Raw genomic sequence first — 26,055 nt, 5'->3', positions numbered from 1 at the left:
TCATTTAATGATGTCCGCAAAGTTATAGTCTGACATGGCCGTTCATGCAATAATTTTCAATTTTTTGTTTTATAATCTGCGGTCCCAAACAGAATACCGGTGTTTGGACGTCCCTCCTATAAGCCGTTCAAATATGATTTATTATTGTGAATACTGATGTATTATTCACGGGCGGCTCGGGCCTGACTCGATTCTCTTTTTTTATTTTATAGTGACTTCGTGCATCTGCTTTATATCAAGGTTTTTTTTTGCGGAAAGAAAAATACATGGCCACGCCCATCAGGCCGAATATGTATCCAATGCCGCCAAGAATTTCATTCATGGTCGGGCCTTTTTGTTCCAGACCTGCCACTATTTTGGTCAATGGTGTAATTTTTTTATTCAGCGCCTTTGTTACAGCCTTTTCCACGATGGCTTCAAGCTGGACCGGGTCAATGGATATTGCTGGCTGCGCCGCCTGTCCGGGGGGGGCGGGTTCATGTGGCGGGGGCCCGGTATCCTGGGCGCTTTTCGCTGCAGCGGTTTCATCTATATCTTCAAGCGGGATGGTCCATTCGGCCTTGTGTCCCATGCCGGCGGTGAGCTCAATGCGCATGGCGGTCCTTGCCGGTATGGGAAATGAAAATTCGCCCTTTTTATTGGTTCGGGTGCGTAGAAGTTCTTTTCCATTTAAGCTCCAGACAATAATCTCTGCGTTCTGTGCTTTTTTGCCGCCGCTGAATTTACCTTCTCCCAGAACGGTGCCTCCTTCCACCCATGCAAACACTGTGACTTTATGTGCCAAGGCATTGCCGCTTGAAAGAATGAAAAAGAGCATCAGATAGGAAAACATTATAAAATATTTTCGATATATCATTATTGTTTCCATGGTCCTTATACCTGTTTTTCAACCATTTTCGTTCTGCTGTCCAATGCGGCCTGATGCTGTGCCGCAGACCATTTAGGCAGAAGTTCAGGCTGCACCTTTTTAAGAAAACCGACACAGAAAATTGTCACAAGACCCTCAATGAACATAACCGGAAGATGGGCTATAACAACGGCCCAAGCCACCTCGAAAAAACTTTCTTGGGTAAACATCAAGGCAGTGCCCACAAGCAGGCTACTGAAAAAAACACTTAAAAATCCGCAGGCAAAGGAGGCTATATAGGATATCGCGCCAGGTTTGTGGACAACTCCTGCAAACAGGTAATAACAGGCCACTGCTGGTGTGGCCATAATAACCGTGTTGACCCCCAGGGTGGTGATACCGCCGAACTGGAACAGCACCCCCTGGAGCAGTAGCGCTATCAAAATGGATGGAAAAGCGGTCCAGCCAAGCATCAGGCCAAGAATACCGTTGAGAATCAGATGGACGCTGGAAGGCCCGATGGGCACATGAATAAGGGACGCCACAAAAAAAGCGGCCGACAAAATAGCGGCCTGGGGAATTTTATCTTCTTTAAGTTTTTTCAAGCCTACGGCAGTGCCGGCCGCAGCCAGGGCCATTCCGGCCCCTAAAATCGGTGCAGAAAGAACACCGTCAGAAATATGCATAATACCTTCTATTTCGTTGTCCAGGTTTCAAATTTTACCCATATCACCGCACCCAACTCAACACCTTTATCCTGCCCGTCAGCTTTAAGGGTGAAATCAGCTTCATTAAGTGCTGCAAAGCCCCACCAGCCGGCCTTGGGTGCAGCATAGGTGAATACACCGTAGGCATCAGCCTTGATTGTCTGGGTAACCATGTAATCTGTGGGGGCTTGGGCTTTTCCGTCTTCGTTGTAATATTCCACTTCAACTTCTGCATAAGGTACGGCTTTGCCGTCTAATTTAACAATACCCTGGAACACGTTGCCGGCATACTGTGCAAACGGCTTTGACAACGGAACGATTTCTGTTTTGAGCCCGATTTCCTGGTCCCATCCTTCGTCATCCCCGAAAGCGGTAACCACGGTTTTAGTGTAATGAATGATAAAGCAGTCTTCGGCAGGTTCCCAATAGGGTTCAGGTTCCATGTAGAACATATAAACGCCGGGCCTTTTGATTTTGTAATCTGTTGTCCAGGCCGTGTGATCCATAACCTTTGTCTGTTTCAACGTGCCTAAAAGATCCTGGGTCTGGCCATTGGCACGCACGGCAAATACATTGGGATTGACAAGTTCCATCCCGTGTCCTTCAAAGGGATGGGAAAAAGAGGCGATGATATGAACAGTGCGGTCGTCATTCTGCATAAACATGTTGTCCGAAGGGATAATCATTCCGTAATGTGCCTGGACACTTACGGCAGTAAAAATAAGAACAAAAAACATGAGCCCTGATGTGATCACTGATTTTTTCATCATTTTTTCCTCCTGGGAATTCTTGAAGTGTTAAACAATTACGCAAATAGTCTTACCAGCTTAAGTTTCAACCTTCTTGGCCGGGTCCGAAAAAATAATGAAATTTAATTTGAACCACAGGCTTCGTGCCTGCATTATAAAAATCTTCTTTTAGCTTAAAAAAACAATTGAATCAATTGGAACTGTTATACAGGGTGCTCATGGTGTGCCTGATTATATACGTATTTATAACTTTGGGGGCACAGCAATAATTGCTTGGTTTATCGGCAACTTTTACCGTACTGTTTTATGACAAATACTTAAAAAAACAGGCAGCAGGTCTTTTAAAACCTGCTGCCTGTAACGGTTTTACAGTATTGGGTATGTATGAAAATTATAATAAATTGTTAATTTACTTCCATTTTTTTGTTGCGAGTTGGGCCAAGGTGTCGATAGGCGAGACCGACCCATGGTTGTTATTTGTTTTTGGAGCTTAATTCCGGGAACTGATGATAAAAGAATTCAGTTACCTGGTCTTCGGTTTTGCTCTCCTCATTTTCCCGGAGCTCTATACGACGGATTTTTCCGGAGATGGTTTTGGGCAGTACCTCCACAAATTCAATAATTCTGGGAATCTTGAATTTGGCCAGCACATCAATGGTGTGCTTGAACAGTTCCAAAGCCAGTTCCCTTGATGGTTTCTGACCGGCACCCAGGATAACAAACGCTTTTACCAACTGGTGACGGTTGGGATCAGGCACGCCTACCACGGCAGTCTCCATAACGGCCGGGTGCTCAATCAACGCACTTTCCACCTCAAAGGGGCCAACCCGGTAATCACTGGTTTTGATGACATCATCAGCGCGGCCCACAAACCACCAGTAGCCGTCCTTGTCAAAAGTGGCTTTGTCACCGGTGAAATACAGTCCGTGCTTAAATGCTTGAGATGTTGTTGCCTCATTGTCGATATATTCCTGAAACAGTCCAATGGCGCGCCAGTTGGAAAGACGAATTACAATATGGCCGGTGGTGTCAGGTTCTCTAATCTCTTTGCCTTCATCGTCGGCTAGAATGACATCATACATGAATGCGGGATATCCAAAGGAACCTAAGCGCATTTTGCCTTCCATCCAGGGCGGATTGCCGATCATGGCTGTGGATTCGGTCTGGCCGTAAAAATCACGGATTTCAGTACCCGTGGCGTCCCGCCATTGGTCAATGACTTCCGGATTCAACGGTTCGCCTGCACTCAACGAGTACTTCAGGGCCGAAAAATCATACCCTGCCAGATCAAGGCCCACAAAGGCGCGCCAGGCCGTGGGTGGTGCGCAGAATGAATTGATTTTATATTTAGCCACAAAGCTTAAGTATTTTTTAATATCCAGCGTGGTGAAATTAAAGCCTGTGGCCGTGCCGCCGACGTTAAAGGGGCTGAAAAAGCTGCTCCATGCCCATTTAGCCCATCCGGGCGCACTCAAGTTGTGATGAACGCCTCCGGGCTCAAGCCCGAGGATCACGGCTGTTGACATATGGCCCAAAGGATAGGAGAGGGCGGAATGGCCTACCCGTTTGGGAAGCCCTGTGGTACCGGAGGTGAAAAAGCAGAACAGAACGTCCTCACTGTTAATGGTCGCAGGTGATGCCTGGGGTGATTCCTCTGCAATCTGAGGATAGGATGTCCATCCCTTTTTTGCACCAAGGATAATTTTGGCCTTGGGTGTACATTCGGCCTTGGCCAAGGCGTCATCCACCAGGTCGGCCAGGCTCTCATGGGCAATAATAACATCGGGTGGATACGCTTCAAAGCGGAACTGGATTTCGCGTTCGGTCATGGTGGTGGCCGTGGGGACAGCAACAAGACCGCCTTTGATGGCCGCAAAGGAGGCAAACCAGGTTTGGGGGACAATGGGTGTCAGCATATAAAGGTTATCACCTTTTTCAACCCCTTTTTTACGCAGATAATTTAACATCTTGTTGCCGTTTTCAGCCAACTGGGTGTATGTATACTGCTCTTGTTCATCTGTATGCAGGTCGGCCCAGATAAGCGCCGGCTGGTCCGGCCGCTCTTTGACGTGTATATCTTCAAAAATTTCCTGGGCCCAGTTAAATGTTTTGGGCAGTTCGGCTGAATTCAGTTTTTCAAAAAACGTTTTTGCTTGGACTTCACGTTGGCCCATATCCTGGATCCCATTGAGTGCCATCACCTCTTTATAAAAGCTTTTCAACGTCATTGGTTCTCTCCCGGTTAAGTTTATTCCACATCCTGGTTTTAAGGCCGCTCCTGCCTTGCCCTTAGAGACAAAACCCGCAAGAAAGGTCTGTAATTTAGTAAACTGTCTTTTATACCAGGCCGGCAGTTTTCTACCAATCGGTTGAAGGCTTAATTTTTATGTCAGTGGCTCTTATGGTATGTTGTAGGTTTATATATTCGCCGTATATAAGTTTTAAACTTACTTGTGGGCGGACGTTGACCAAAGCAAGCCCGTTGGTTGCCCCAGCAGTGCTTAATTGGATAATCCCCTTAAAAACGATAAGTCAATTTGCAATAAGCCGATGGCCCCACTTCAACCGGAGTGGAAAAAGATTCCTGTACAAATTCCACGTGGTCCCCTCTTAATAGATTCTGGCCCACCACAGAGAGCTCCAGGTTAGGTCGAATCTGCCAGGCAAACCGGACATCCATGGTCAGGTAACGATCGGCTTCATATTTCCCGCTGGTATCAAAGAAATAAATAGTGTCCATCTTATCCACAAAACGGAACCAAAGATTGAGCTGCATGTTTTTTGAGATGGCAAAATCACCCTGCAGCGAAATCTGATGACGGGGAAACCCGAAACTATTGAATCCTTCCATTTTGTTTTCAAGAAAACTATAGGCCAGGTGCCCTTGAAAAAAATCAGAGTATTTGTATTTCAAAGACAACTCCAATCCGTAGGTTTCTGCGGAGGCCTCATTGCCAAGGGTTAGATATTGGGTAACCCCGCTGCCTGTGAAAACCTGATTTAACTCCCCGGTTCTAAGATGGTCGTAGTCGTTGAAAAATACTGCCAGATCCATTGACAATGACTCGGTCGGGATAAACCGATACCCCAGCTCATAGGCTATCACTTCTTCGGAATCGTAGTTGTCGTTTCCCTGGGTGACAAGGGTAAAGGGAAGTCCCGGCAGGTCGGGAATGATCTGGGATGTGTTAAAAGCAGCATTTTTAATTTCTCCATCGGACTCAAACCGGCTGGGGGTCCTTACCGCCCGGGAGATCGCTCCCCAGACTTTATGTTCATTGTTTACCTTCCACAGGGCTCTGATGCTGGGCTGAATCTCCATGTGGCTGTATTCATTGTATTCTATTTTTGACCCTAGGGTCAGCTTCACGGCATCGTCGGCCAGGGATATTTCATCCTGAATAAATCCGCTGAAAAGATGATCTTCTTTTTCCGTGGGATCCATGGAAACGATATACGACTCAAAAAACCGGTCCCGGGTATACCGGTACCGGATTCCCCAGACAATATCGTTCCACGTCCCTAAAGCAAACCGGTGGGTGGCATCAATGTCAAACTCGATGATCCAGTTTTTAAAAATTGACATGAGACCTCGCTGGCAGTTATTATCCCCATGCTAACAGAATGCTTTGTATTTTAATGATGGGGCGGATTGATAATTCCCCCAAGAATTTAGATTCATGTGCTTTTGAGAATCGTTTGCCTTTACAAAATGCTCTTTTAAAAATACCGAGATCTGCTTGAAATGGGATTCTGGGTCATCACTATGAATGATTTGTTCGACAAAGGATAAGATGCAGTCAACTTTGACGGTGTCACATAGGCTGCCAACAGTTCTTGCGTGCAGTTTGTTATTTATCGAGGCCACCTGGTCAGGATGAAGCAGGAGACAATGATCAACCAACAGACTCAGGGTCAAACTTCTGTAAGACCCGTCTTCATCAGGTTGTTTGGTCAAATTTCCCCAGCCTTCATTCGTCTTATGGTCTTGAATAAAAACCTCTACTAACCATCTGAGTGTAAATGCGTCTATGATATCAGGATATCGCCAGGTCAGATCCGAAGCGGCAAGATACCGATAGTCCTTTTCTCCAATGTATTTTATTGCAATGACAAATCTTTTTTTCTTATGAGCACACACATGTATTCTGGCACTTTTAATGAGTACAACAACCTCTTTACCTCCACGTACATGTATGGTCTTTTGAATTGGTTGAATATTTTTAAAATATGTTTCAACTGATTTTTTATCGCTCTTGAGTAAAATATTTTGATTGTACCTTATTTGGCTGATAACTTGGGCGTTTCCTGCAATTTTAGACGCTTCATCCATGAACTCAGCATTCCCATATAAGGCATCTGCAACAATCGCTTCTATTTTTATTTCCGGGTGTTTCTCTACAAATATTTTTAAAAGAGCCTTGGCAATCATTGGAATGGTAGGATATTCTTCTGAGCGCACCGGTTTTTTTGGGCGTTCTGATTTTGGTACGCCAGCCTTTTTTAATCTTTTATCCTCCTTGGTCCATTCGCTGATTTTTGGATCAGGAATATGAAAGGCGTAGCCAATTGGAAAGCTGAGTTTTGGTGTTATCAACACCAAAAATACTAAGCCTTGCCCCATGCAAAAACCACCCGTTGATTTGTCTTTTATTTTGTGGACTCCAAAAATTTTTGTTGTGCATTTACTACGCTTTTTATCGGAATCATCAATACTGACAACACCTTTGGTAATGCCATATACTTTGAAAATAATTTTAAGGCTGAGATGAAACAGATGCTCCCAAGCAATTTTAGAATGGCGAAACATCCAGGAAAGAGCTGTAGTTTTATACAATCCCACACTGATACGTGAAAAAGCAGCCCAATTGATGCTGCTGGTCAAGATGATTCCAGTGATGCAGAAACCCAGCCAGAATTTTTGTGATTTGCTTAAGGTCATTCCTGGGGATGACTGTGTTAATTCAGTATTCAGTGAATCAGTATACTTTTCAACAAACGGCAACAGCTTATTTATTAACACATCCGCCTCATTCCTTATTTTCATAAATGAGGTGTTATACTGCAATTGAACTATTGTATTCAAATAACATTTATTTTACTCTGCTCATTGAAGGCTGGCCAACCGATGAGTGAGATATCAGTTTGGAAAATTGGTATTATAGCATCGACTTGACCAGCCTTTGCATTTTTCAATACTGATTACCTGTTCTTCCCTCAAAAAAACTGGATCATCGAGTCAAAGGTATCACGGTCTGCTTCGTTGATCTCCTCGGCCTGATTTTTTCCGTCATAATAAACCTGGAGGGTGAAATCAGAATCCGGGGAAATGGTTCGCTGCCACCGGGATAAAATATTCCATCCCTTGGTATCTGTTTCTTTCGGGGTGGCCGTCATGTACGTTGGCGGAGTCAGGTCGGCCAGGAGCAAGGTCTGATCAATGTCAGCCTCATAGATATCCCCCTGGACGGTGAGGCTGTCTTTACTTGAAAGCATGGAATCCAGCCGGAATCCGGCTTGGGTTTTGGACCAGGCATCACCAGCATCCGATCCTGACTCCAGAGTGAATTCATCTCTGCTTTGATGTTTTGCATAGAACCGCCAGAAAGTGTCTTTCCCTATCGAATCCCCGTATCTAACGCTTGAAATTACATTTTCATAGTTTCCGGAACCAAGGGCGACATATCCCCCCTGGGTATCGCCAGCATGTTTAGTGATAATATTGATGACCCCGTTCACCGCATTGGCCCCCCAGACAGTGGCCCCGGGCCCCCGGATCACCTCAATCCGGTCCACATCCTCCAGCAGCACATCGTTAACCTCCCAGTAAACCCCTGAAAAAGCGGAGGTATAGATACTTCTACCGTCTATGAGGACCAGCAGCGCATTGGCAAAACGGCCAGCAAATCCCCTGGCGCTCACCGCCCATTTATTGGAATCAATCCTTGCCACGGTAATCCCGGGTACCATGCGCAGGGCATCCGGAATATTGGTCACGCCCGATCGTTTTATTTCCTTGTTGGTGATGACATGGATGGCCGTGGCACTGTTCGAAAGATTCTGGCTTTTTTTCCCCACCGAGGTGACTTCAATATCCATCAACTCTTCCATGGTCAGTTCAAAAATATCCTTCTGTGCGGCCAAGGCCTGAAATGGGCAGAGCGTCAAAAAACATAAAAAAACAAAATAATAGTTCAAATGAAATAATTCAGATAAAATAATCTTAAATTGTAACATGGATAGCACCTTGATTTTATTATAATTGTTTTCACGCTTATTCCATTTATTTCATGGCTCTAAAACCGGGGAACCCACAGAGAAAAATATTAGAGTAGAAACCGTTTTTTTGCTTCCAACATACCGGAAAATTCATCCCGGGTAATCGCCGGACTGAACAGAAACCCCTGGCCGTAGTCGCATCCCATGCGATGCAGTATCTCAAGTTGCTCCCTGTTTTCAATGCCTTCGGCCACCACTTTCATGCCCATGCTGTGAGCCATGGATACCATGGCTTTAACAATGGATTCGTCTTTCTTCCCCGTTAAAATGTCTTTGATGAAAAATCTATCGATCTTCACCACATCAACGGGAAATGTTTTCAAATAGCTCAAGGAGGAATAACCCGTTCCGAAATCATCCACGGAAATGGTCAGGCCTATCTCCTTGAGCTGATTCAGTATGTCCAGAGTTTTGGAGCCGTGAGCGGCCATAACACTTTCGGTGAGTTCCACCTCCAAGCATGAAGACGGCAAGTTATGCGCCTCGAGCATTTTAATTATTTTATCCGGGATATCCTGTTCAACAAAATGCTTACTTGAAATATTCACCGCCACCCGGACCGCCTTAATCCCATGGTTATACCATTCCAGTTGCTGGCGGCCGGCTTCCCGGATCACCCAGTCGGTAAAGGGGATGACCAGTCCCATCTCTTCTATGGCCGGAATAAATTCAGCCGGAGAAACATTGCCCATCCGGGGATTATGCCACCGGCTCAAGGCTTCGGCGCCAATGATCCTGCCATCCAGCAAAGAGACCTGGGGCTGGTAAAAAAGGGAAAATTCATCTCCGGTTATCGCTTTTCTTAAATCGTTTTCAAACTCCAGCCGTTCCTTTGCCTGAATATTTAATTCCTGCTCGAAAAATTGAAACCGGTTTCCTCCGATTTCTTTGGCATGATACATGGCCAAGTCCGCATGGGCGATCAAGGACTCGGCATCGTTGCCGTCTATGGGAAACAGACTGATGCCGATACTGGCAGAGATGAAAACTTCGTGGTCGTCAATATAAAATACCCGGCACAATTTTTCATTTATCCGTTTCGCCACCCAACCGGCATTGTCAGGCGCTTTTAGGCTTGGGAGGAGTACGGTAAACTCATCCCCACCCTGGCGTGAAACCATCACCTGCTTTGCGTCCTCTTTTAACCATGCCAGGCTGTCAGTATTCCGGATACAGGTTTTAATCCGCTCCGCCACCTGCTGGAGCAAGGTGTCACCAGCCTTGTGTCCGAGACTGTCATTTACCAACTTGAACCGATCAAGATCCAGGAACAGCACCGCAAGCAATTTATCTTTCCCGCAGTTTTCCACTTCACATAGCAGGTTGTCCCGGAACATGGCCCGGTTGGCAAGGCCTGTGAGGTGGTCATAATAAGCCAATTCCTGGATCTGTTTCTGCTGCAGGATCACGTCATTAAAAGCTGCACTGGCCCTGAGCATGTATTTGATACGATATTTGAGAACCGCCCAGTTAATGGGTTTGCTGATGAAATCCGTGGCCCCGGCGATAAAAGCGCGGTCAATGGATTCCACGTCCTCCAGGCCCGTCATCATCAAAACAGGAACATGCTTGCCACTGGGGAGAGAACGAATGGTTTTGCATGCCGTAAACCCATCCATTTCAGGCATGTTCACATCCATGAGAATGGCATGGGGATTCAATTTTTCAAACGCGTCAACAGCCTCCCGGCCGTTTTCCGCAACCTCCACCCGGAACCCATATCCCTCAAGGGCAACTTTCATGAGCATACGGATGGCTTCGTCGTCGTCAGCCGCCAAAATCAATGGGTTTTCAGAAGCTGTAAGATCTCGATTTTCGTTGTCCCCGTGTTGATTCATATTTCCACCATATATTCCTTTAATTGATTCATCGCCTGGTCAAGGGCCGGCCCGATTTCCGTTATGATGTGAGATAAACGGTCCAAAGAATCGGTTTTCCGGCTGTTTTCCTCCAATTTTCTATATAGGGAGGATAGATAAACAGCGCCAAGATTCCCGCTGCTGGATTTCATGTAATGTGCATGGTCCCTGATAGATTCTATATCCCCGGCCGCCATGGCAAGGGATATTTTTTGTGTCCGCTCAGGGGCGTCCCTTAAAAATATTTTGATGATCTTGGTGAGAATATCATCTGCACCGGGGGGCTGCATTCCACGGATCACATCCAGGGACGCCATGCAAATTACCCCTTCGTTGGGTTCAGCATCGGTATGATCATCCTCCCGGGGGGGCTGATCTATAGTATTGTCCTTCCATTCAGGCAGCCAGCGCCTCAAGATCTCCGCCATTTGGGATTTGCCAAAGGGTTTTGCCAAATGATCGTCCATACCGGCTTCAATACATTTAACCCGATCTCCGGCCAGGGCGTGGGCTGTCAGTGCGATAATCGGCAACTCGCCATCGTTCCTGGAGCTGTTACCCATGGCCCGGATTCTGCGGGTGGCATCATATCCATCCATGACCGGCATCTGGCAGTCCATGAAAATTATATCGTAAGATTTATCCTCCACGGCAGCCAGCGCTATTTCACCGTTTTCGGCCAGATCCACTCTGCAGCCAAGATTTTTCAAAATTCCGGAAGAGACCTCCTGATTGATGGTATTATCCTCCACCACCAACACCAGCGGTGCCTTTTCCGGGAGGACCTCTGCTTCAGAAAGCCGGTCGTACACATCCGGGTCCGCCATTATAGAACTGGTTTCACTTGAAAACTTAACTGGAGTCACATTATCTTCCAATACTTTCTCAAACTTAAGCTGAAACATGAATTCACTGCCGATGCCGGATCGGCTTTCACATGAAATCTGGCCGCCCATCAATTCCACCAGCTGTTTGGAAATGGCCAGGCCCAGTCCGGTACCTCCGAATTCCCGGGTGGTGGATTCGTCTGCCTGGGTAAAGGGTTTGAACAACCGCGCACAGACATCTTTTTCCATCCCAATTCCAGAATCCTTAACCAAAAAACGGACCTTCGTGAAGGGACCTTTTTCTTCCAGGGTCTTCAGTCGGATCCGTATTGTGCCTTCATTGGTGAATTTGAGGGCATTGGAAAGTAGATTTAAAATAATTTGGCGTATCCTTAAAGGATCGGCTTTCACAAAAGGATAAGCCAGTTGCCCCATGTCTACAATCAGCTTTAATTGTTTGCTCTCGGCCTGGCCTGCGACGAGATCCACGGTGTCTTTTACCAGCTTTTCAAGGTTGCAGGGCGTTGATTCAAGTGCCAGTTTTCCGGCTTCAATCTTTGTAAAATCAAGAATATCGTTGATGATGAGCAGCAGGGAGTCCCCGGACACCTTGATGGTATTTATAAGTTTTTTTTGATTCCGGGTTAAAGGGGTATCCATTAGCAGTTCCGCCATGCCCAGCACCCCGTTCATGGGGGTCCTGATCTCATGGCTCATATTGGCCAGAAACATGGATTTACTTCGGTTAGCGGCCTGGGCCTGATCAGCCAGGATCACGGCCTTTTCCATGGCCTTCTGGAGCTTTAAGGTTCTGTCCCGGACCTGCTCTTCAAGATGAGCATCCCGCTCCTCAATTTTTTCCAACATCTGGTTGAATCCGGCTGCCAACACCCCCAATTCATCCCCGGTATCACTCGCCACCCGGAGGGTGTAATCCTTTTCTTCTGAAATTTGCCTGATCGCCTGGGTCAACCTGATTACAGGTACGGTAAATATGCGTTGCAGACTGCTGGCCATTATGCTCGCAAGAAACATACCTGCAAGGGCGGCCAAGGCCAGATATCCTGTCCACTCAAGCAGAAGACGATACAATTCCTCCACGCCCGCCTGGAGGAATAAAAATGCAATTTTTTCCCCATCCACGATGACGGGCTGGAGGATATTGAGGTGATGCTTTTCAACCCAGCTCATCGTTTCATTGGTTTTAAAATAATTTTTTGGGAATGGCGGAATGTTCAGAGAACGGGACGTATCAGGTTCAAGCGTATAGGACAGTTCCGCAATCACCATACCGTCGATGCCATAAAAGGCAGACCTGTAAAGTGAAGATCGTTGCCCCAGGGATTCAAGGCTTTTACTCAACACCTGACGGTCTTCGAACATCAGGGCCGCGGCGCTGTTATCCCCCACGATCCGAGCCAGACTGCTAAGCTCTTCCATTGCGTTGCGCTTGTAAAGGAACCACTGGGTGGCAAATACAATCAGAACGGTCAGCAAAAGTACTGCGGAACAGGCGCCTAAGATAACAATATTGAGTTTGTTTTTAATGGACATTTTTTTAAACCAACTATTCATGCATGCTTCCCCTATTTCTTTATTTCCAGGGCCAGGGACAAAAGCCGGGAATCAAGATCAACCCCGGCGAAACCTGGGGCTTTCAAATTGATGATGAACCGCAGCCGGTTGCGTATGGTGACAAATTGTATGGCACCGCCGTCGTCCGCAAAGGATGGGGCATCCCCCACCGTAATCACCCTTGACGATTTCAGTGTCCTGAGAACAGGCTTCCATTTCTGGCTGGAGTGCAGGTAAAGCAAGTGGCAGCCATCCATGCTCTCCCCGGTTCGATACTCCCTTACTTTAATGGGGCGGGAGCCAATGGTCCTTGACTTCAACAATTCTGAAATTGCCATGGGTACATCCTCCCCCAGAAGCCCGATGACAAATGCGGATTCTTTACTTTCAAACGCAGATTCCGGCCAACGGATGAACTTGCTGAAATTATAGAGGTAGGCCGCTCGAAGTTTATATTCTGACACGCTCAAACGTCCGGTCCAATTCTGTGCGGCTACCACGCCGGGCATAAAAGTAAAAGATAGAACCAAGAAAACGATTACGGGTATGGACATTACTGCCCTGCTCATCGCTTTAAAATTTCCACGTAATTTTGGCATACAGAATCCGTTGAATTTCAATCGGGGTCAGGTAACCGTCGGATCCGTATTCCATGAAGTCACCATCCAACAGATTCTGTCCTGCCACCGTGAAATCAATATCGCCGTTGATTCGCCATCGAATATTTGCATCCAGTGAAAAGGTGTCGTCAATCACATGCCGGTAGAGATCGGTATTGGTGAAATCCACAAATTTAATTTTTCCCGTATATCTTGCCCAGAGATTCAGCCGAAGATTTTTTGTCAAATCAATGCCCAATCTCAGGCCTGCCTGGTGTGAGGGAGAGGTTTCTTCTATTGTTTTCTTTGAGTATTCATCGCCGGTAATATCCATTTGAAGGCAGCTGTAGGTGACTTCGGTTTCCATCCATTCCACCGGCAGCCAAGTCACGGAGACTTCCATTCCATAGGTATTGCCTTCCATATTATTGGCAAAATACATGCTCCACTGGTTTTCCCCCGAAACTATTCCTCCAAGATCAGTATACCGGTTGTAAAACAAAGAAATATCCGCTGAGAAATTTTTACCGGCGGCATACCGGTAACCGGTTTCCAATGCAATAAGCTTTTCAGCATCATATTTCGGACTACCGTTCAGGGAAATTTGAGTATACACCGGGAAGGGGATAATGCCCTGAATAATTTTCCCGGAAGCCTCCATCCGTGACGGTGTCCGGACGGCCCGTGCCACAGATGTCCAAAAGCTGTGTCTTTCCCCGGGCCGCCACAGTATTCTTACATTCGGCTGAATTTCTACCCCGGTATAATCGTTATGTTCGATCTTTGATCCTATAGTGAGCCAGAGCAGGTCATCAATTATGGTAATCTCATCCTGGGCAAACCCGCTGAACAGATGCGTGGTTTGGGTTTCCGGTATAATTTGAACCTGAAAGGTGTTGGCAAAATCATCCCGGACCATCCGGTATCCCATGCCCCAGACCACGTCATGGCCGCGTGCTGGCTGAAATCTATGTTGAAAATCCATATCAAAGGTATGATGGGTCTGCTCCAGAGAAAACTCATCTCTGGTGTTGAAATCATAATACGCCTGGACCGTACAGATATCATGGTTAGAATCTTTCAATGTCCATCGGCCTAAAATATTTCCCCCGTGGGATTTCACACTGTCCACTAAAGAGCCACTATCTGGAGGGAAGGGAGGGGTAACGTCCTGCTCACTATCCACCTGGAAGATATCTCCCTGGAGGGTCCATGTATGGCGAACCCCATTGTCTCCATCAATCCTGAAGCCGGCCTGACTGTTCTTCCATCCGTCGTTCCCGTCACTGCCGTCGGAGGCTTTTACAAAGGAATCCCGGTCATTTCCCATGGCATAGAACCGGGCATAGGTATCTGTATTCAGTTTGGTCCCCACCCTTGCACCGGCCATGAATTTTTCATGAGTTCCTGTTCCCAGGCTGACCAATCCCCCCTGGGTGTCCGATGCCGGCAGGGTAATGACATTGATAATGCCGTTTACGGCATTGGCACCCCACAAGGTTGCCCCGGGTCCTCGAATCACTTCGATCCGGTCCACATCCTCCAGCATCACATGCTGAAGATCCCAGTATACCCCTGAATAACTTGGGGTATACACGCTGCGGCCGTCAATCTGTACCAGCAGTTTATTGGAAAAAGTACCGTTGAACCCTCTTGAGGAAATGGCCCACCGATTGGCGTTGATCCGGGCCACTTGAAGTCCCGGGACCAGCCGAAGAGCTTCGGCAATGGTTGTTGCGCCGGACTCAAGTAATTTTTCCCGGTGGATGACATAGACTGCAGCAGGAACATCTGAAAGGACCTGGGACTTGCGACCGGCAGATGTAATCTGGACATCCATCAGACTATCCAGATCCATCTCCAGTATATCTTCGTCACCTGCATTTGCGAAAACAGGCGCGACCATGGAATACGATAAAAAACAGACGACAAAAGTTACAGATATCCAGAATCTCCAGCGCATCCAATCTCCCAAAAGGACTCATTTTTGTTTATTTCAAAAAAAAGGGGACCTTAAATCTTTTATAACGGTCATGGCCGACCTGGTTTTTCACCGAGGATAGACCACAACAAATCATTAAATAAATTAAAAGGTTAACTCAGTTTTTTTTTATAAATCCCGTTACACTTAGGACCGCAGATTAAATAACTTGAACAAAATAGCTTGCCTTTTAGCGTTATTTTTGCCCGACTTATTTAATCTGCGGTTTTTAAGACAGGAATAAAAAGAAACCTATATCATCATATGGTGGAACTGTTTAGTAAGAATCTAATAATATATTCGCCTTGTCAATGGAAAGATGCGTGCGATTGGTAATTTTTTATATCAGGACACTTTACTGATGGTCTCTTCGGCCAGGGCAAATACCTTGGGGTTGAAACGTGATTTAAAAGCTGACAGCAACATATCCGTTTTCAGGCACAGCTCTTGTTTAGCTAGGATTCTCCAGAGATGCCAGGGCCCAGTCCGGCCTGCTGATTTTTAATGCCTTGAAATCAATTTCTTTCACCTGGGTGGGGTGTCCGGGATGCCGACGGCAAAGGAAATATGGTCCGAATACAGGCTGATACCGGGGCCTGAGGTGGCGGTGAGTGCCTTTTTCCCGGCCATGGAAGCCGATGCAATATCCCATGGAGGCAATTTCATTCTCGCCCTGAATACATATGCCGCCTTGGGGAGGCAGCATTTTAAGCATATTATTGAAAATTGTGGTGGCCGGGGTAATGAATGGGGTAGCCTGCAAAAAAAATGCAGCCCGTTGCCATGACCCCTGACAACGGCCTCATTGCCAATGTTAAGCATCACGCCATTTCAAGCATTGGACGGATGAATCGTGAAAAGAATGCAAAAATATAAAGCATTCTATACTGACAGCTCAAGCCACTCAAACCAGATGGGATAATTTTCCTTGTACCAGGCCAGAATCTGTTTGAGCATTTCCTGCTCCACAGCTGAAATGGTGGTTGGCGTAATTTTGTCAAAACGTACCACGATCTTGTCTCCAAAATGTTCCAGGGCTTCGGTACACAGTGTCTGAAGTTCGTTGCGGATTCTACCGGAGTCTGAAATTTTAACGGCCCGGGTCTTGAAATCTTCTCCCTTGAAAAATCGATTGAGCAGCGGCGAGAAAACAAGCTTACTCTGCGGCAACGGCTCTAACAGGCGAAGGGCAAAGGTAATGGCCTTGTCCCCGAATTCTGACGTTAACCGAACAGTTACTTCCCAAGTGTCCTCACTGATCTGTTTTACGCCGGGGGCACCACTGTAGGGATCCTGAAGCATGTATCCCGACACGGCCAGGGTCTGCCATTTTTTGGCGGCAATCAGATCGCTTGCATTGATGGTGCGCGGTTTTAAGGGGATGCCGGCGTTTTTAGCTTCCATGATGCTGTCGCGATAAATTTCAATCATTTCCTGGGGCACATCGGTTTCAAACAGATCCTGTTCAAGTTTTGTGGCAAAATTATTGTCTTGGGGATCCAGCTTCATGGCAACGGCATCCTTATTATAGGGCAGCTTGAATTTTGAGGAGAGCACGGCAAGGGATACATCCAGGCCCAGAATGCCGGACAGGCTGGCTGCCTGCATGGCCTCGGCGGACGCGGCATATCCATCCACCACCAGCAGGTGAATATCATCCTTGTTATCGGTCCATAGCTTGACTGCAAAGGTCGGCGCATAGGTGCCAGAATCGGTGAACGGCGCTATCCCTGTGGGAAGAATCCAGTTTTCGTCAATAAGGTGTGCGCCGGCATCCCGCCATTGGTCCCAGAGGTTTTCAATTCTTTCCCGCCGGGCGTCCCCAGTGAGGGTCCAGACATGGACATTTTCCGCTTTTATTCCGTCAAAGGTCTCTTGAATGGCATTCATAACCATATGACGCGGAGTGAAATAATTGACCAGAACGGATTTCAACGCTGCGTTTTCCACAACCTGTTTCGGGAGTACAAGGCACCCCATGTACCCTTCATACTGGTCGCTGATGATTAAAGGCTGGTCAAAAAGATGGAATATACTCATGGGGCCGGTGGTTTCGCCCTTGGCAAACCTCGAGGTGTTTTCCAGGGTGTCGATGGCAGCTCCCCACACGGTGATGTCCCTTTTCTGGATATCCCGGGAAAATCTTTCCCAGGCGTATTCGGGCTCATTGATCAGCCGCAGCACCCGGTCTTCAAGGAATTTAGCCACCTGGGGCCGGGCATAGATTCTGCCGAATCCCAGCAGGGGGTTGGCGCCCATTTCAGCGGTTTCACCGGCTTTGGGCATCAGCCCTTCCCCTAAACAGACCATGATGGCATGGTTTTCCGGCAGGGTGCGGGACAGGTACCACAGGCTTTCGCTCATGGCGTAGGCGGAAATGGCATCGGCATCTTTTTTCACCAGATTCAGTTCTGTTTTGGGCAGCCCCTTGCCTTCCCCGTAACGGCCAAAAAGCCGGGTGCCCAAGGCCGTAACAGCGGCGGTGACGGCCAGCATTTTTTCGGTACGCCCGTCGGTGAAGGAGATCTCATCCATGTGGCGGCGTTTGATTTTTTTTTGGGATTCGTCGCTGTACCAGTGAATGCGCACATCTTCGAGCCATAAATGGAACCGGCCTAATATGGGGCGGGTATCAAAGGCCCATTGGGAAATCAGATTCTGTTTTTGAATATCCGCAGGTGAAATATTTTTGGCTGATTTACTGGAATTGTCAGTTGCCGTCGTCATGGAATACACTCTTTTTTGAATTGTGTGGCTTGAAGCTGATTTATCATTTCAAAATAAAAGATGTCAAGTATTGTTACGAACTGCTGTGTCGAATGATGCCGGAAGGCGCGTGGTGCGCCCCCCGGCTTGTCATGTATTTAAAGATGGCTGTCACTGTCATGGGTTTCTGGGTCAGCAGGCGTTTCCTCAGCCTCTGACGGCGCTAAAACTTCAGGCGCGTCATCATCGGTTTCAGGCGCTACTTCCTGGGCGTCAGTGGCAGCCTCATCAGCTTCCGGTGCGACTTCAACTTCCTGGGCTTCAGGCGCTGCCTCATTCGCTTCAGGTGCGATTTCCTGGGCGTCAGTCGCGTCATCCTGGGCGTCAGGCGCTACTTCATGAGTTTCAGGTGCGGCATCATGTGATGGTTCGGGGGGCAGGATGAGGTCTGCCATGGCTTCCATGGCACGGTTCGGATCAGCTTCCACTTCTTGTAAAATGCTGTCTACTGTCCCATCCTCAAGCCAGTAGACCCTACCGTCACTGACATCATAGATGGCACCCACCACTTTGGCTTTGCCGGATTTGACAAGACCCCGTGTGGCAGGACTTTTCATGAACAGATCCCGAATGCTGGTCCAGACATTTTCTTCAATGGCAAGGGGAATTATTTCATCACCTTTTGCCTGGGGATACTTTTCCATGGTCTTTCTGACAGCAGGTCCAATGTTATCGAACAGCGTTGGAATATTTCTTTCCATGGCATGGCCGTTTCCGTTGATCGCCCGGGTGACGGCTGTCACTGCGCCGCATTGTGTATTGCCCAATACAACCACAACCGGTGTGCGAACATGCGCAAGACCATATTCTATGGAGCCGACTTCATTGTTATCACATACATTTCCGGCCACCCGGATAACAAAAATATCCATGATTCCGGCGTCAAAGATTGCTTCCACAGGGACCCTGGAATCAGAATTGGCCAGGACGGTGGCATAGGCATGATCCCCCTGATCTTCCAGACCGGCCTTCATCATCCGGTTTTTGTCCAGATGCGGCTGTTCGGATTTTCCATTGAGAAAACGTTCATTGCCATCCTTGAGCATCTGAAGGGATTCGTCCGGGCTGGGTTTTGGTTTTTTCTGTTCTCCTGAGCAGCCGGTAAACGCAAGCATGCATGTCATTAGTAGGCATAATATCAACCGAAGTGATGTTTTTTTCATTTTTCCTCTCCTTAAAATCATTTTTTATTTATATCAGAAACTTCAAATACCACATTTGTCTATATTGTTCACCTTTTTTGTTTCAGATTAAACGCCACCAAAATAAGTTGTTTTGGTCTGCCGTGTCCTGTATGGTGACCCGATATGAACCAGAGAACAGATACATTGTCTGATTCCGGCCACATCAACGAGGTCTTAAAAGGTGTCGTGGACCGGGTCACATTCCATAACCCGGACAATGGCTGGTCCATTCTTAAAGTACAGCCCTTTGATCGTCCGGGTAGCCGGGAAACTGTTGTGGTCCATCAGACAAAGGTGTTTGCCGGTGCCTCCATGGAATTTGAGGGGGCATGGACGATGCACCCAAAATTTGGCCGGCAGTTCAAGGCCGTGCATGCCAGGGAGAAAAAGCCTGCTACGGCATCGGCCCTGGAAAAATATCTCGGTTCCGGGCTGATCAAAGGGGTGGGGCCCAAAACCGCAAAAAAAATTGTGGGATATTTCAAGGACCAGACCCTGGATGTGTTTGAATCCGATATTGGGCGCCTTGTGGAGGTGCCGGGGATTGCCCATAAAAAGCTTGAAATGATTTCAACGGCCTGGGCGGAGCACCGGGCCATCCGGGATGTGATGATGTTTCTGCAGTCCCACGGGATCTCCACGTTGTTTTCCGTTCGCATATTTAAAGAATACGGCGATAATGCCATTGCCTGGATCACCCAGGACCCGTATCGTCTTGCTGCTGATTTTTTCGGTATTGGCTTTTTTACTGCGGATAAGGTGGCCTTGAGCATTGGCCTTGAAACGGACAGTCCGCCAAGAATCACCGCCGGTATCCGCCACGTACTGTCTGCAGCCCGGGAGTTCGGGCATTGTTATCTTACGTTTCCCCAGATCAAAGAACAGGTAAAAGATCTGCTCGAGCTTGATCTGTCTCGGCAGCTTGAATCCCTTTTAACACAGATGGAAGCCCAGCGACTTTTGATGCGCAGGGACCTGTTCGATGACACCGGGCAGCCTGTGGCCTGTTACTATGCCCGCTCTCTTTATTTTGACGAGGCGTATGTGGCCAAACGTCTTTTAGATCCCGGGCCTGAACGCACCTTTGACCAGGCCCGGATTGACCGGTGGGTAGCGTTGTTTTGCCAACGTTTTCAGATGCAGCTTTCCGTTGAACAGGTAGCGGCGGTCAAGGGGGCGGTGCAGCAGCATTTTTCCGTTCTCACAGGTGGTCCCGGATGCGGTAAAACCACGGCCACACGGGTGATGGTCCGCCTGCTCGAGGCCATGGGACAAAAGGTGATGCTGGCCGCGCCTACGGGCCGGGCTGCCCAGCGTATGAGCGAGGTGATCGGAAAACCGGCCAAAACCATTCACCGGCTTTTGGGCTGGAAAGCCGGGGGATTTAAACGCGATGAAAGTTCCCCTTTAAAAACAGATTTTCTGGTGGTGGACGAATGCTCCATGCTGGATATTAATCTGACGGCCTCTTTGCTTAAAGCCGTGCCACGGCACAGCCAGGTCGTATTTATCGGTGATTATGACCAATTGCCTTCGGTGGGGGCTGGCAACGTACTTAAAGATATCATTGCGTCTCAAGCCGTGCCCTGTTTTCGGCTTACCCAGGTGTTTCGCCAGGCCCGGTTTTCTATGATCATAAAGTTTGCCCACCAGATCAATAAGGGCCGGATACCATGGATCAAAAGTCCGTTTAAGTATCCGTCCATCTGGCAGGACGGAACCGACTGTATGTTTATTGATTCCGATGAAGTCACCAAAGAACAGCTCAACTTTGTCGGCCGGGTTAAACGTTTATATACACCTGTTGACCCGGAAACGCCAAACAGCAGTAATGTTCAAGAGATTTCTATCCCCGGTGATGCCCGGGACAATGATCATGGTGATTTATATGAATTCAGGGTTAATGAGTCGTGTTCACCCTGGGAGACTGAAATTGAGATTCCTAAAAAGTTTGCTCATGTGGATTTGGCCCGTCTGGCAGGGACTGAAAATCGTATTCAAGAACTTATGGCAGTGGTGGAGAAGGTTCACCCATGGTCCTCTTTGCATTATGGTCTATCTGCTTTGGATGCGGTAAAAAAATTATATCTGGAGTGGATTCCCAAATATTTGGGAAGAGATACGGAAATTCAGATCCTTTCCCCCATGACCCGGGGCAGTCTTGGTACCCTTTCTTTGAACCGTGAAATTCAGGACGGCTATAATCCCATGGGCCCGGGCAAGGCCCAGCTCACCGTGGGCCGGCGGGTATTCAGAACCGGTGACCGGGTGATTCACAGAAAAAACAACTATGATCTGGGGGTATTTAACGGGGATATCGGCATCATCGACCGGATTAACACCATGGATATTACCTGCACGGTCCGTTTTTTACCGGATAACCGGGTGGTGCACTATCAGCAGGCAGACATCATGGAACTTGACCTGGCTTATGCCATCACCATCCATAAATCCCAGGGCAGTGAATTTGAGGTGGTGATCATTCCGGTTTTGACCCAGCACTTTAAAATGCTTTTCCGCAACCTGATTTACACAGGAATTACCCGTGCTAGAAAATTGGCCGTTTTTGTAGGCACTCGAAGGGCTTTAGGCATGGCAGTGGGAAACCAGGATATCAGTCGCCGCCAGACCGCGCTCCAGGTTTTGCTCACAAAAGAGGTAAAATTATAGCCGCTGCATGGAAAAAAATAAATTCGGTTACATGAAAATCGTGTGATTTTTGGTTTTTTTTATATGAAAGAATTGAACTAACCTATTAGTTTCTTTCATGATTTGTTGTGATCTGACCTCGGTGAAAGACCAGGTCAGCCATGGCCGTTATATGAAAATTTCAATAAGTTGTTGAATTACTTTCTTGTTTCGTTATGGGCTGAGCCTGGACGCTGATAGACCAAGTCAGCCCATGGTTGTTATTGTATTTTTTCGTTGATTCTATTTTTAAGCTTTCCCGCACATTTAAACGTGACAACCCGCCTTTTTTCAAGGATCATGGCATCCCCTGTAGCCGGATTCCTCCCCTTTCTTGGCGACTTTTCAATTACCTGGAATTTCCCGAATCCGGAAACCATAATATCTTCACCGGAAGCCAGGGTGGACTTCATGATTTCAATCAGGGTTTCAAGGACCTCTTTGGACTGAGATGGGTTTTGGTCAAATGTCTCTGAAATTTTTTCGATGAGTGTTGATTTGGTACAGGTCAAAATTGCAGCCTTTTTTTTAGTTTAGATTGAAAGAACTTGGAATATATTAATCGATTTTCCTAAAGAGTCAAGCAATTAGATGGTGACCTGACATCAATTTTGTCTAATTTTTTTTCAAAATCCTTATCCGGGGAATCATCCCCCATGTCCAGCATAACACCCTGAACCTGGCCCAGTGTATCCTGTCTGTTGGTAATGGTCATAGCTTTTGGATCATGACTCTCCCGGCTATCATTTGTCTGTTCTGGCTTGGATATGGAGTTTTCTTGTGGTGGTGCCTGCCCCAGGGTTTAAAGTATTTGAAATATCCGATTTTGGGCCAGGTGTAATTCATTAGAATGCCATAGATACTTTTATAAAAATCTTTTTTCTGCCGGGATGAACATTCGATTCAAAGGACATATTGTAACAGGTTTGCTATAGCCATGTTCCAGGTTCTTTGGGGGCGAATTTGAAGCGTTGGTTGCGAAATTGGGTGAAATAACATTCTTCATTGATCAAATTCCTATCCAGTTGGACGATATATCCGAAGAAAATGTTATCGTTTCAAATGAAGACGGCAAAGGGAGAGATCCAGAGAATAATATTGAACTTTTTTGATACAAACTTTTGATTAACATATATTTCTTATGAAAAATATTGTGCTTATCTGTTTAGTCCCCGGGGGGTAAAAAGATGAGATATCTGATGACCGCAGAACAAATAAAACGCAAGCGGATTAAGGAACAGCTGGAGGCGCCGGGAGATATTACGCTGTTTGACTATCGGGTCGTGTTGTCGGCAATATCTGCAGAATCGGGGCCGGACAGATTCGGATGAGGCCCCCATCTCTTTAGTATTTCCAAAAGATCGTTCATCATGAAGGGTTTGGTTAAAAAATCGTCCATGCCTGCATTTCGGCACTTCTCCTTATCATCCGTCATGGCATGGGCGGTGATGGCGATGATTGGGGTATGGGTGTCAAGGGTTGTCTCATGTCTTCTGATTTCCTGGGTGGCCTGGTAACCGTCCATTTCCGGCATCTGGCAGTCCATGAGGATGATGTCCGGTTTTAAAGAAATGAACTTATCTCTGGCATCAACACCCGTGGCTGCAATATCCACCCTGCAACCAAATTTCTTAAGCATGGCTGAAAAAACATCCTGGTTGGTGATATTATCTTCGGCTACCAGCACATGAAGATTGATCTTGTCTGTTTTTTTGGGACGGGTATTGACGGCTACAGACATCTCATTAACGCTTTGTTTTGCCTTATTTAAAGGAAGAACAAAAGAGAATATGCTTCCCTGTCCCGGCTTGCTGGTGCACCTGATGGTACCTCCCATAAGTGACACCAGATCCGATGAAATGGCAAGACCAAGTCCGGTACCTCCGTATTTGCGCGTAAAAGAGGCGTTAGTCTGGTAAAAGGGTGTAAATAAGAGATGTTGCTTTTTAGGTGGGATACCGATACCGGTATCTTTGATGGAAATGGTCAGGTCAACCCGGGATTCCCGGTCACCAACGCTGTGAAATTCACTGTCCTCTATCAGGGTCGTGGACACCATGATGGTTACCCCCCCCTTTTCTGTAAATTTTATGGCATTGCCCACTAAATTAATCAGCACCTGCCTGATTCTTGTGGGGTCTCCCATCAGGAAAAGGTGTGCACCCTTTTGGATTTCAACGGTTAACGTTAGGTTTTTATCCCTGGCTACAGACATCAGAAGTGTTTTAATGTCCGTCAGCAGGCTGCCTATATCAAAGGCAATGGATTCAACTTCAAGTTTGCCCGCTTCAATTTTGGAAAAATCTAAAATATCACTGATGATTGCAAGCAGCATCTGGGCTGATTTTTGGATATTGATCGCAAATGTTTCCTGGTCACTCGAAAGTTTGGACGAAAGCAAAATTTCCGTCATGCCGATAATGCCGTTCATGGGCGTTCTGATTTCATGGCTCATGTTGGCAAGGAACTGGGATTTTACCTGGCTGGCTTCTTCTGCCTTCTTCTGGGCCTTTTTCAGGCGAATGACCGTAGACTCGAGTGCTTCCTTGGCCTGGGTCAGGTCCTGGGTTCTTTGTTCGACCCTGGCTTCAAGGCTTGAACTATATGATTTTAGCGCGTTGTCCCTGGCCTGGACTTCTTTAATCATCTGGTTAAACTGTTCCACAAGCACACCAAACTCATCGTCACTATATTTTTTTACCCTGACCTGATAGTCCTTTTTTTGGGTCACTTGCCGCATGGAATCAATGACATCAAATAATGGTCGGGTGAAGATGGACTGCAGTTTCGAAGACAGAATCAAGACCACTACCAACGAGACGATAACAATGCTCGCAACAATCAGATAATAGGCAGCCAGTCTTTTTTTCTGTTGCTGCATATCATCAATCAAATGAATGGCCCCTAAAAAATTGTCTTTAAAATTGACCGGGAGGATCACATGGGTATGGCTGTTTGTAACCCCGCTGAACGTTTTTTGGGCAGTAACTATTTCAATTGGGGACATGCCTGGTGTGCATACCTGTTTGACTTCATGGGCCAGCGTGTCAATGGAAACGGCTCCTTTTGAGAACTCAGCGTAAATTTTCCCATGGGTGTCGTAAAGGATTGCGCCGATAATGCCCTGTTTTGCAGACAACGCGCTTAGATCCTCCAATGCCGCATTCCGGTCATTGAACATCATGGCAACCGAAGAATTCAACGCAATCAGGTTCGCCATGGATACAAGTTCATCAACCAGATTGTTTCTGGCATTATGAGTTTCATAGGCCACCATGGAAGCGGCCATCATAAAAAGGGCCAGTAATGCCGTAAACCCAAGGGTCAGGATCAGTTTTGTCCTGATGGAAACGACGCTATGCTTTGATATTTTTTGGGGTTTCATTCTTTTTCATTTACGATAACAGCCAGTTTTAGCAGCCGGGAACTGAATTTGAGCTGGTGTGCCTCAGCTCTGTTAATATTAACTTCAAAATGGAGATGATCCTCTCTTGTGAAAAACTGAATAATGCCCCCGGCCCGGCTGAAATTTTTCACTTCACCAATAGTTAGAATCGGTCTGTCTCCAATATTACTTAAAATTTTTAAGATTTGTGGCAAACGCGTATGCCTGCTGATGAATACAATCTGATTTTCTGCCAGCGTTTTTTTATAATCATTAGTTTCAGGGTCAAGATACTGGATGGATATGGTGCGTCCGGTGCTGATTTTGCCGTCAATGGTCTGGAAGCCTTCTTTAAGATATTCATTACCGAACACCGCTATTTTAAAGTTCTTTCCTTCACTGTCAAATGCAGTTTCGGGCCATTGAATGAGTTTGGTGAAATTATAAACAAAGGCTGCCTTGACCCTATATTCTTCAAGGTTTTGTGACTGGACTGTTCCTATGGCAATAATACATAACAGAAACTGACAGATGCAGACCGGGATGAATATTTGTATTCCTTTATTTTTTAAAATTTGCATCCGTTTTGTTTTTATTGCCATGGGGAAT

General features: G+C 46.9%; 18 protein-coding genes. 1 reads left to right on the top strand and 17 read right to left on the bottom strand.

Features of this window, described 5'->3' with window-relative positions; genetic code table 11:
* Positions 1-235: 235 nt before the first annotated feature.
* From EYB58_RS21480 to EYB58_RS21415, 14 genes are all read right to left on the bottom strand, one after another.
* Positions 236-856, bottom strand: coding sequence for a transthyretin-like family protein (locus EYB58_RS21480; RefSeq protein ID WP_111960548.1), 621 nt, complete (start codon positions 854-856; stop codon positions 236-238).
* 17 nt (positions 857-873) lie between these two features.
* The gene (gene cbiM / locus EYB58_RS21475) at positions 874-1,533 is read right to left on the bottom strand and encodes a cobalt transporter CbiM (protein ID WP_111960546.1); all 660 of its coding nucleotides are present in this window, start codon (positions 1,531-1,533) and stop codon (positions 874-876) included.
* Between the two features lie 8 nt (positions 1,534-1,541).
* On the bottom strand, positions 1,542-2,321 hold the full coding sequence (locus EYB58_RS21470; protein ID WP_111960554.1) for a DUF4198 domain-containing protein: 780 nt from the start codon (positions 2,319-2,321) through the stop codon (positions 1,542-1,544).
* A gap of 455 nt (positions 2,322-2,776) precedes the next feature.
* The gene (locus tag EYB58_RS21465) at positions 2,777-4,531 is read right to left on the bottom strand and encodes an AMP-binding protein (RefSeq protein ID WP_111960544.1); all 1,755 of its coding nucleotides are present in this window, start codon (positions 4,529-4,531) and stop codon (positions 2,777-2,779) included.
* Positions 4,532-4,821: 290 nt separating this feature from the next.
* Entirely contained in the window at positions 4,822-5,889 is a 1,068-nt protein-coding gene (locus EYB58_RS21460) for a TonB-dependent receptor plug domain-containing protein (RefSeq protein WP_111960542.1), read from the bottom strand.
* Positions 5,890-5,919: 30 nt separating this feature from the next.
* Positions 5,920-7,350 carry a transposase gene (locus EYB58_RS21455; RefSeq protein ID WP_170299865.1) on the bottom strand — a complete coding sequence of 477 codons (1,431 nt, stop codon included), beginning with the start codon at positions 7,348-7,350 and terminating at the stop codon, positions 5,920-5,922.
* A gap of 170 nt (positions 7,351-7,520) precedes the next feature.
* On the bottom strand, positions 7,521-8,540 hold the full coding sequence (locus EYB58_RS21450; protein ID WP_111958575.1) for a TonB-dependent receptor plug domain-containing protein: 1,020 nt from the start codon (positions 8,538-8,540) through the stop codon (positions 7,521-7,523).
* Between the two features lie 89 nt (positions 8,541-8,629).
* Positions 8,630-10,420: a two-component system response regulator gene (locus EYB58_RS21445; protein WP_111958577.1), complete on the bottom strand. Its 1,791-nt coding sequence runs from the start codon at positions 10,418-10,420 to the stop codon at positions 8,630-8,632.
* Complete coding sequence (locus tag EYB58_RS21440; RefSeq protein ID WP_111958579.1) at positions 10,417-12,843, bottom strand: ATP-binding protein; 2,427 nt, start codon at positions 12,841-12,843, stop codon at positions 10,417-10,419. Before EYB58_RS21440 ends, EYB58_RS21445 begins: the two co-directional genes overlap by 4 nt.
* A gap of 11 nt (positions 12,844-12,854) precedes the next feature.
* Positions 12,855-13,397, bottom strand: coding sequence for a TOL_0243 family YfiR-like periplasmic protein (locus EYB58_RS21435; RefSeq protein WP_163354470.1), 543 nt, complete (start codon positions 13,395-13,397; stop codon positions 12,855-12,857).
* A 19-nt stretch (positions 13,398-13,416) separates the two neighbouring features.
* Positions 13,417-15,405 carry a TonB-dependent receptor plug domain-containing protein gene (locus tag EYB58_RS21430; protein WP_111958583.1) on the bottom strand — a complete coding sequence of 663 codons (1,989 nt, stop codon included), beginning with the start codon at positions 15,403-15,405 and terminating at the stop codon, positions 13,417-13,419.
* 543 nt (positions 15,406-15,948) lie between these two features.
* Positions 15,949-16,089 (bottom strand): hypothetical protein, encoded by a 141-nt coding sequence (locus EYB58_RS24325; protein ID WP_242637477.1) that lies wholly within the window; start codon positions 16,087-16,089, stop codon positions 15,949-15,951.
* Positions 16,090-16,305: 216 nt separating this feature from the next.
* Positions 16,306-18,150 (bottom strand): hypothetical protein, encoded by a 1,845-nt coding sequence (locus EYB58_RS21420; RefSeq protein WP_111958585.1) that lies wholly within the window; start codon positions 18,148-18,150, stop codon positions 16,306-16,308.
* Positions 18,151-18,287: 137 nt separating this feature from the next.
* Positions 18,288-19,352, bottom strand: a complete 1,065-nt coding sequence (locus tag EYB58_RS21415) for a carbonic anhydrase (protein WP_111958587.1) — start codon at positions 19,350-19,352, stop codon at positions 18,288-18,290.
* A 144-nt stretch (positions 19,353-19,496) separates the two neighbouring features.
* Here EYB58_RS21415 and recD2 point away from each other — a divergent pair, with 144 nt between their 5' ends.
* Entirely contained in the window at positions 19,497-22,043 is a 2,547-nt protein-coding gene (gene recD2 / locus EYB58_RS21410; protein WP_111958589.1) for an SF1B family DNA helicase RecD2, read from the top strand.
* 239 nt (positions 22,044-22,282) lie between these two features.
* On the opposite strand, the gene EYB58_RS21405 is transcribed toward recD2, so the two are convergent.
* The 3 genes from EYB58_RS21405 to EYB58_RS21395 form a co-directional block, all read right to left on the bottom strand.
* Positions 22,283-22,573 carry an integration host factor subunit alpha gene (locus tag EYB58_RS21405; RefSeq protein WP_111958591.1) on the bottom strand — a complete coding sequence of 97 codons (291 nt, stop codon included), beginning with the start codon at positions 22,571-22,573 and terminating at the stop codon, positions 22,283-22,285.
* Positions 22,574-23,334: 761 nt separating this feature from the next.
* Positions 23,335-25,446: an ATP-binding protein gene (locus EYB58_RS21400; protein ID WP_111958593.1), complete on the bottom strand. Its 2,112-nt coding sequence runs from the start codon at positions 25,444-25,446 to the stop codon at positions 23,335-23,337.
* Positions 25,443-26,027 (bottom strand): YfiR family protein, encoded by a 585-nt coding sequence (locus EYB58_RS21395; protein ID WP_242637476.1) that lies wholly within the window; start codon positions 26,025-26,027, stop codon positions 25,443-25,445. The genes EYB58_RS21400 and EYB58_RS21395 overlap by 4 nt, the downstream gene beginning before the upstream one ends.
* Positions 26,028-26,055: the final 28 nt, after the last annotated feature.

This window comes from Desulfobacter hydrogenophilus, assembly GCF_004319545.1.
Classification (GTDB): Bacteria; Desulfobacterota; Desulfobacteria; order Desulfobacterales; family Desulfobacteraceae; genus Desulfobacter; species Desulfobacter hydrogenophilus.
Note: the sequence above shows the minus strand (reverse complement) of the source record. Positions and strands in the feature narration are given on the sequence as shown.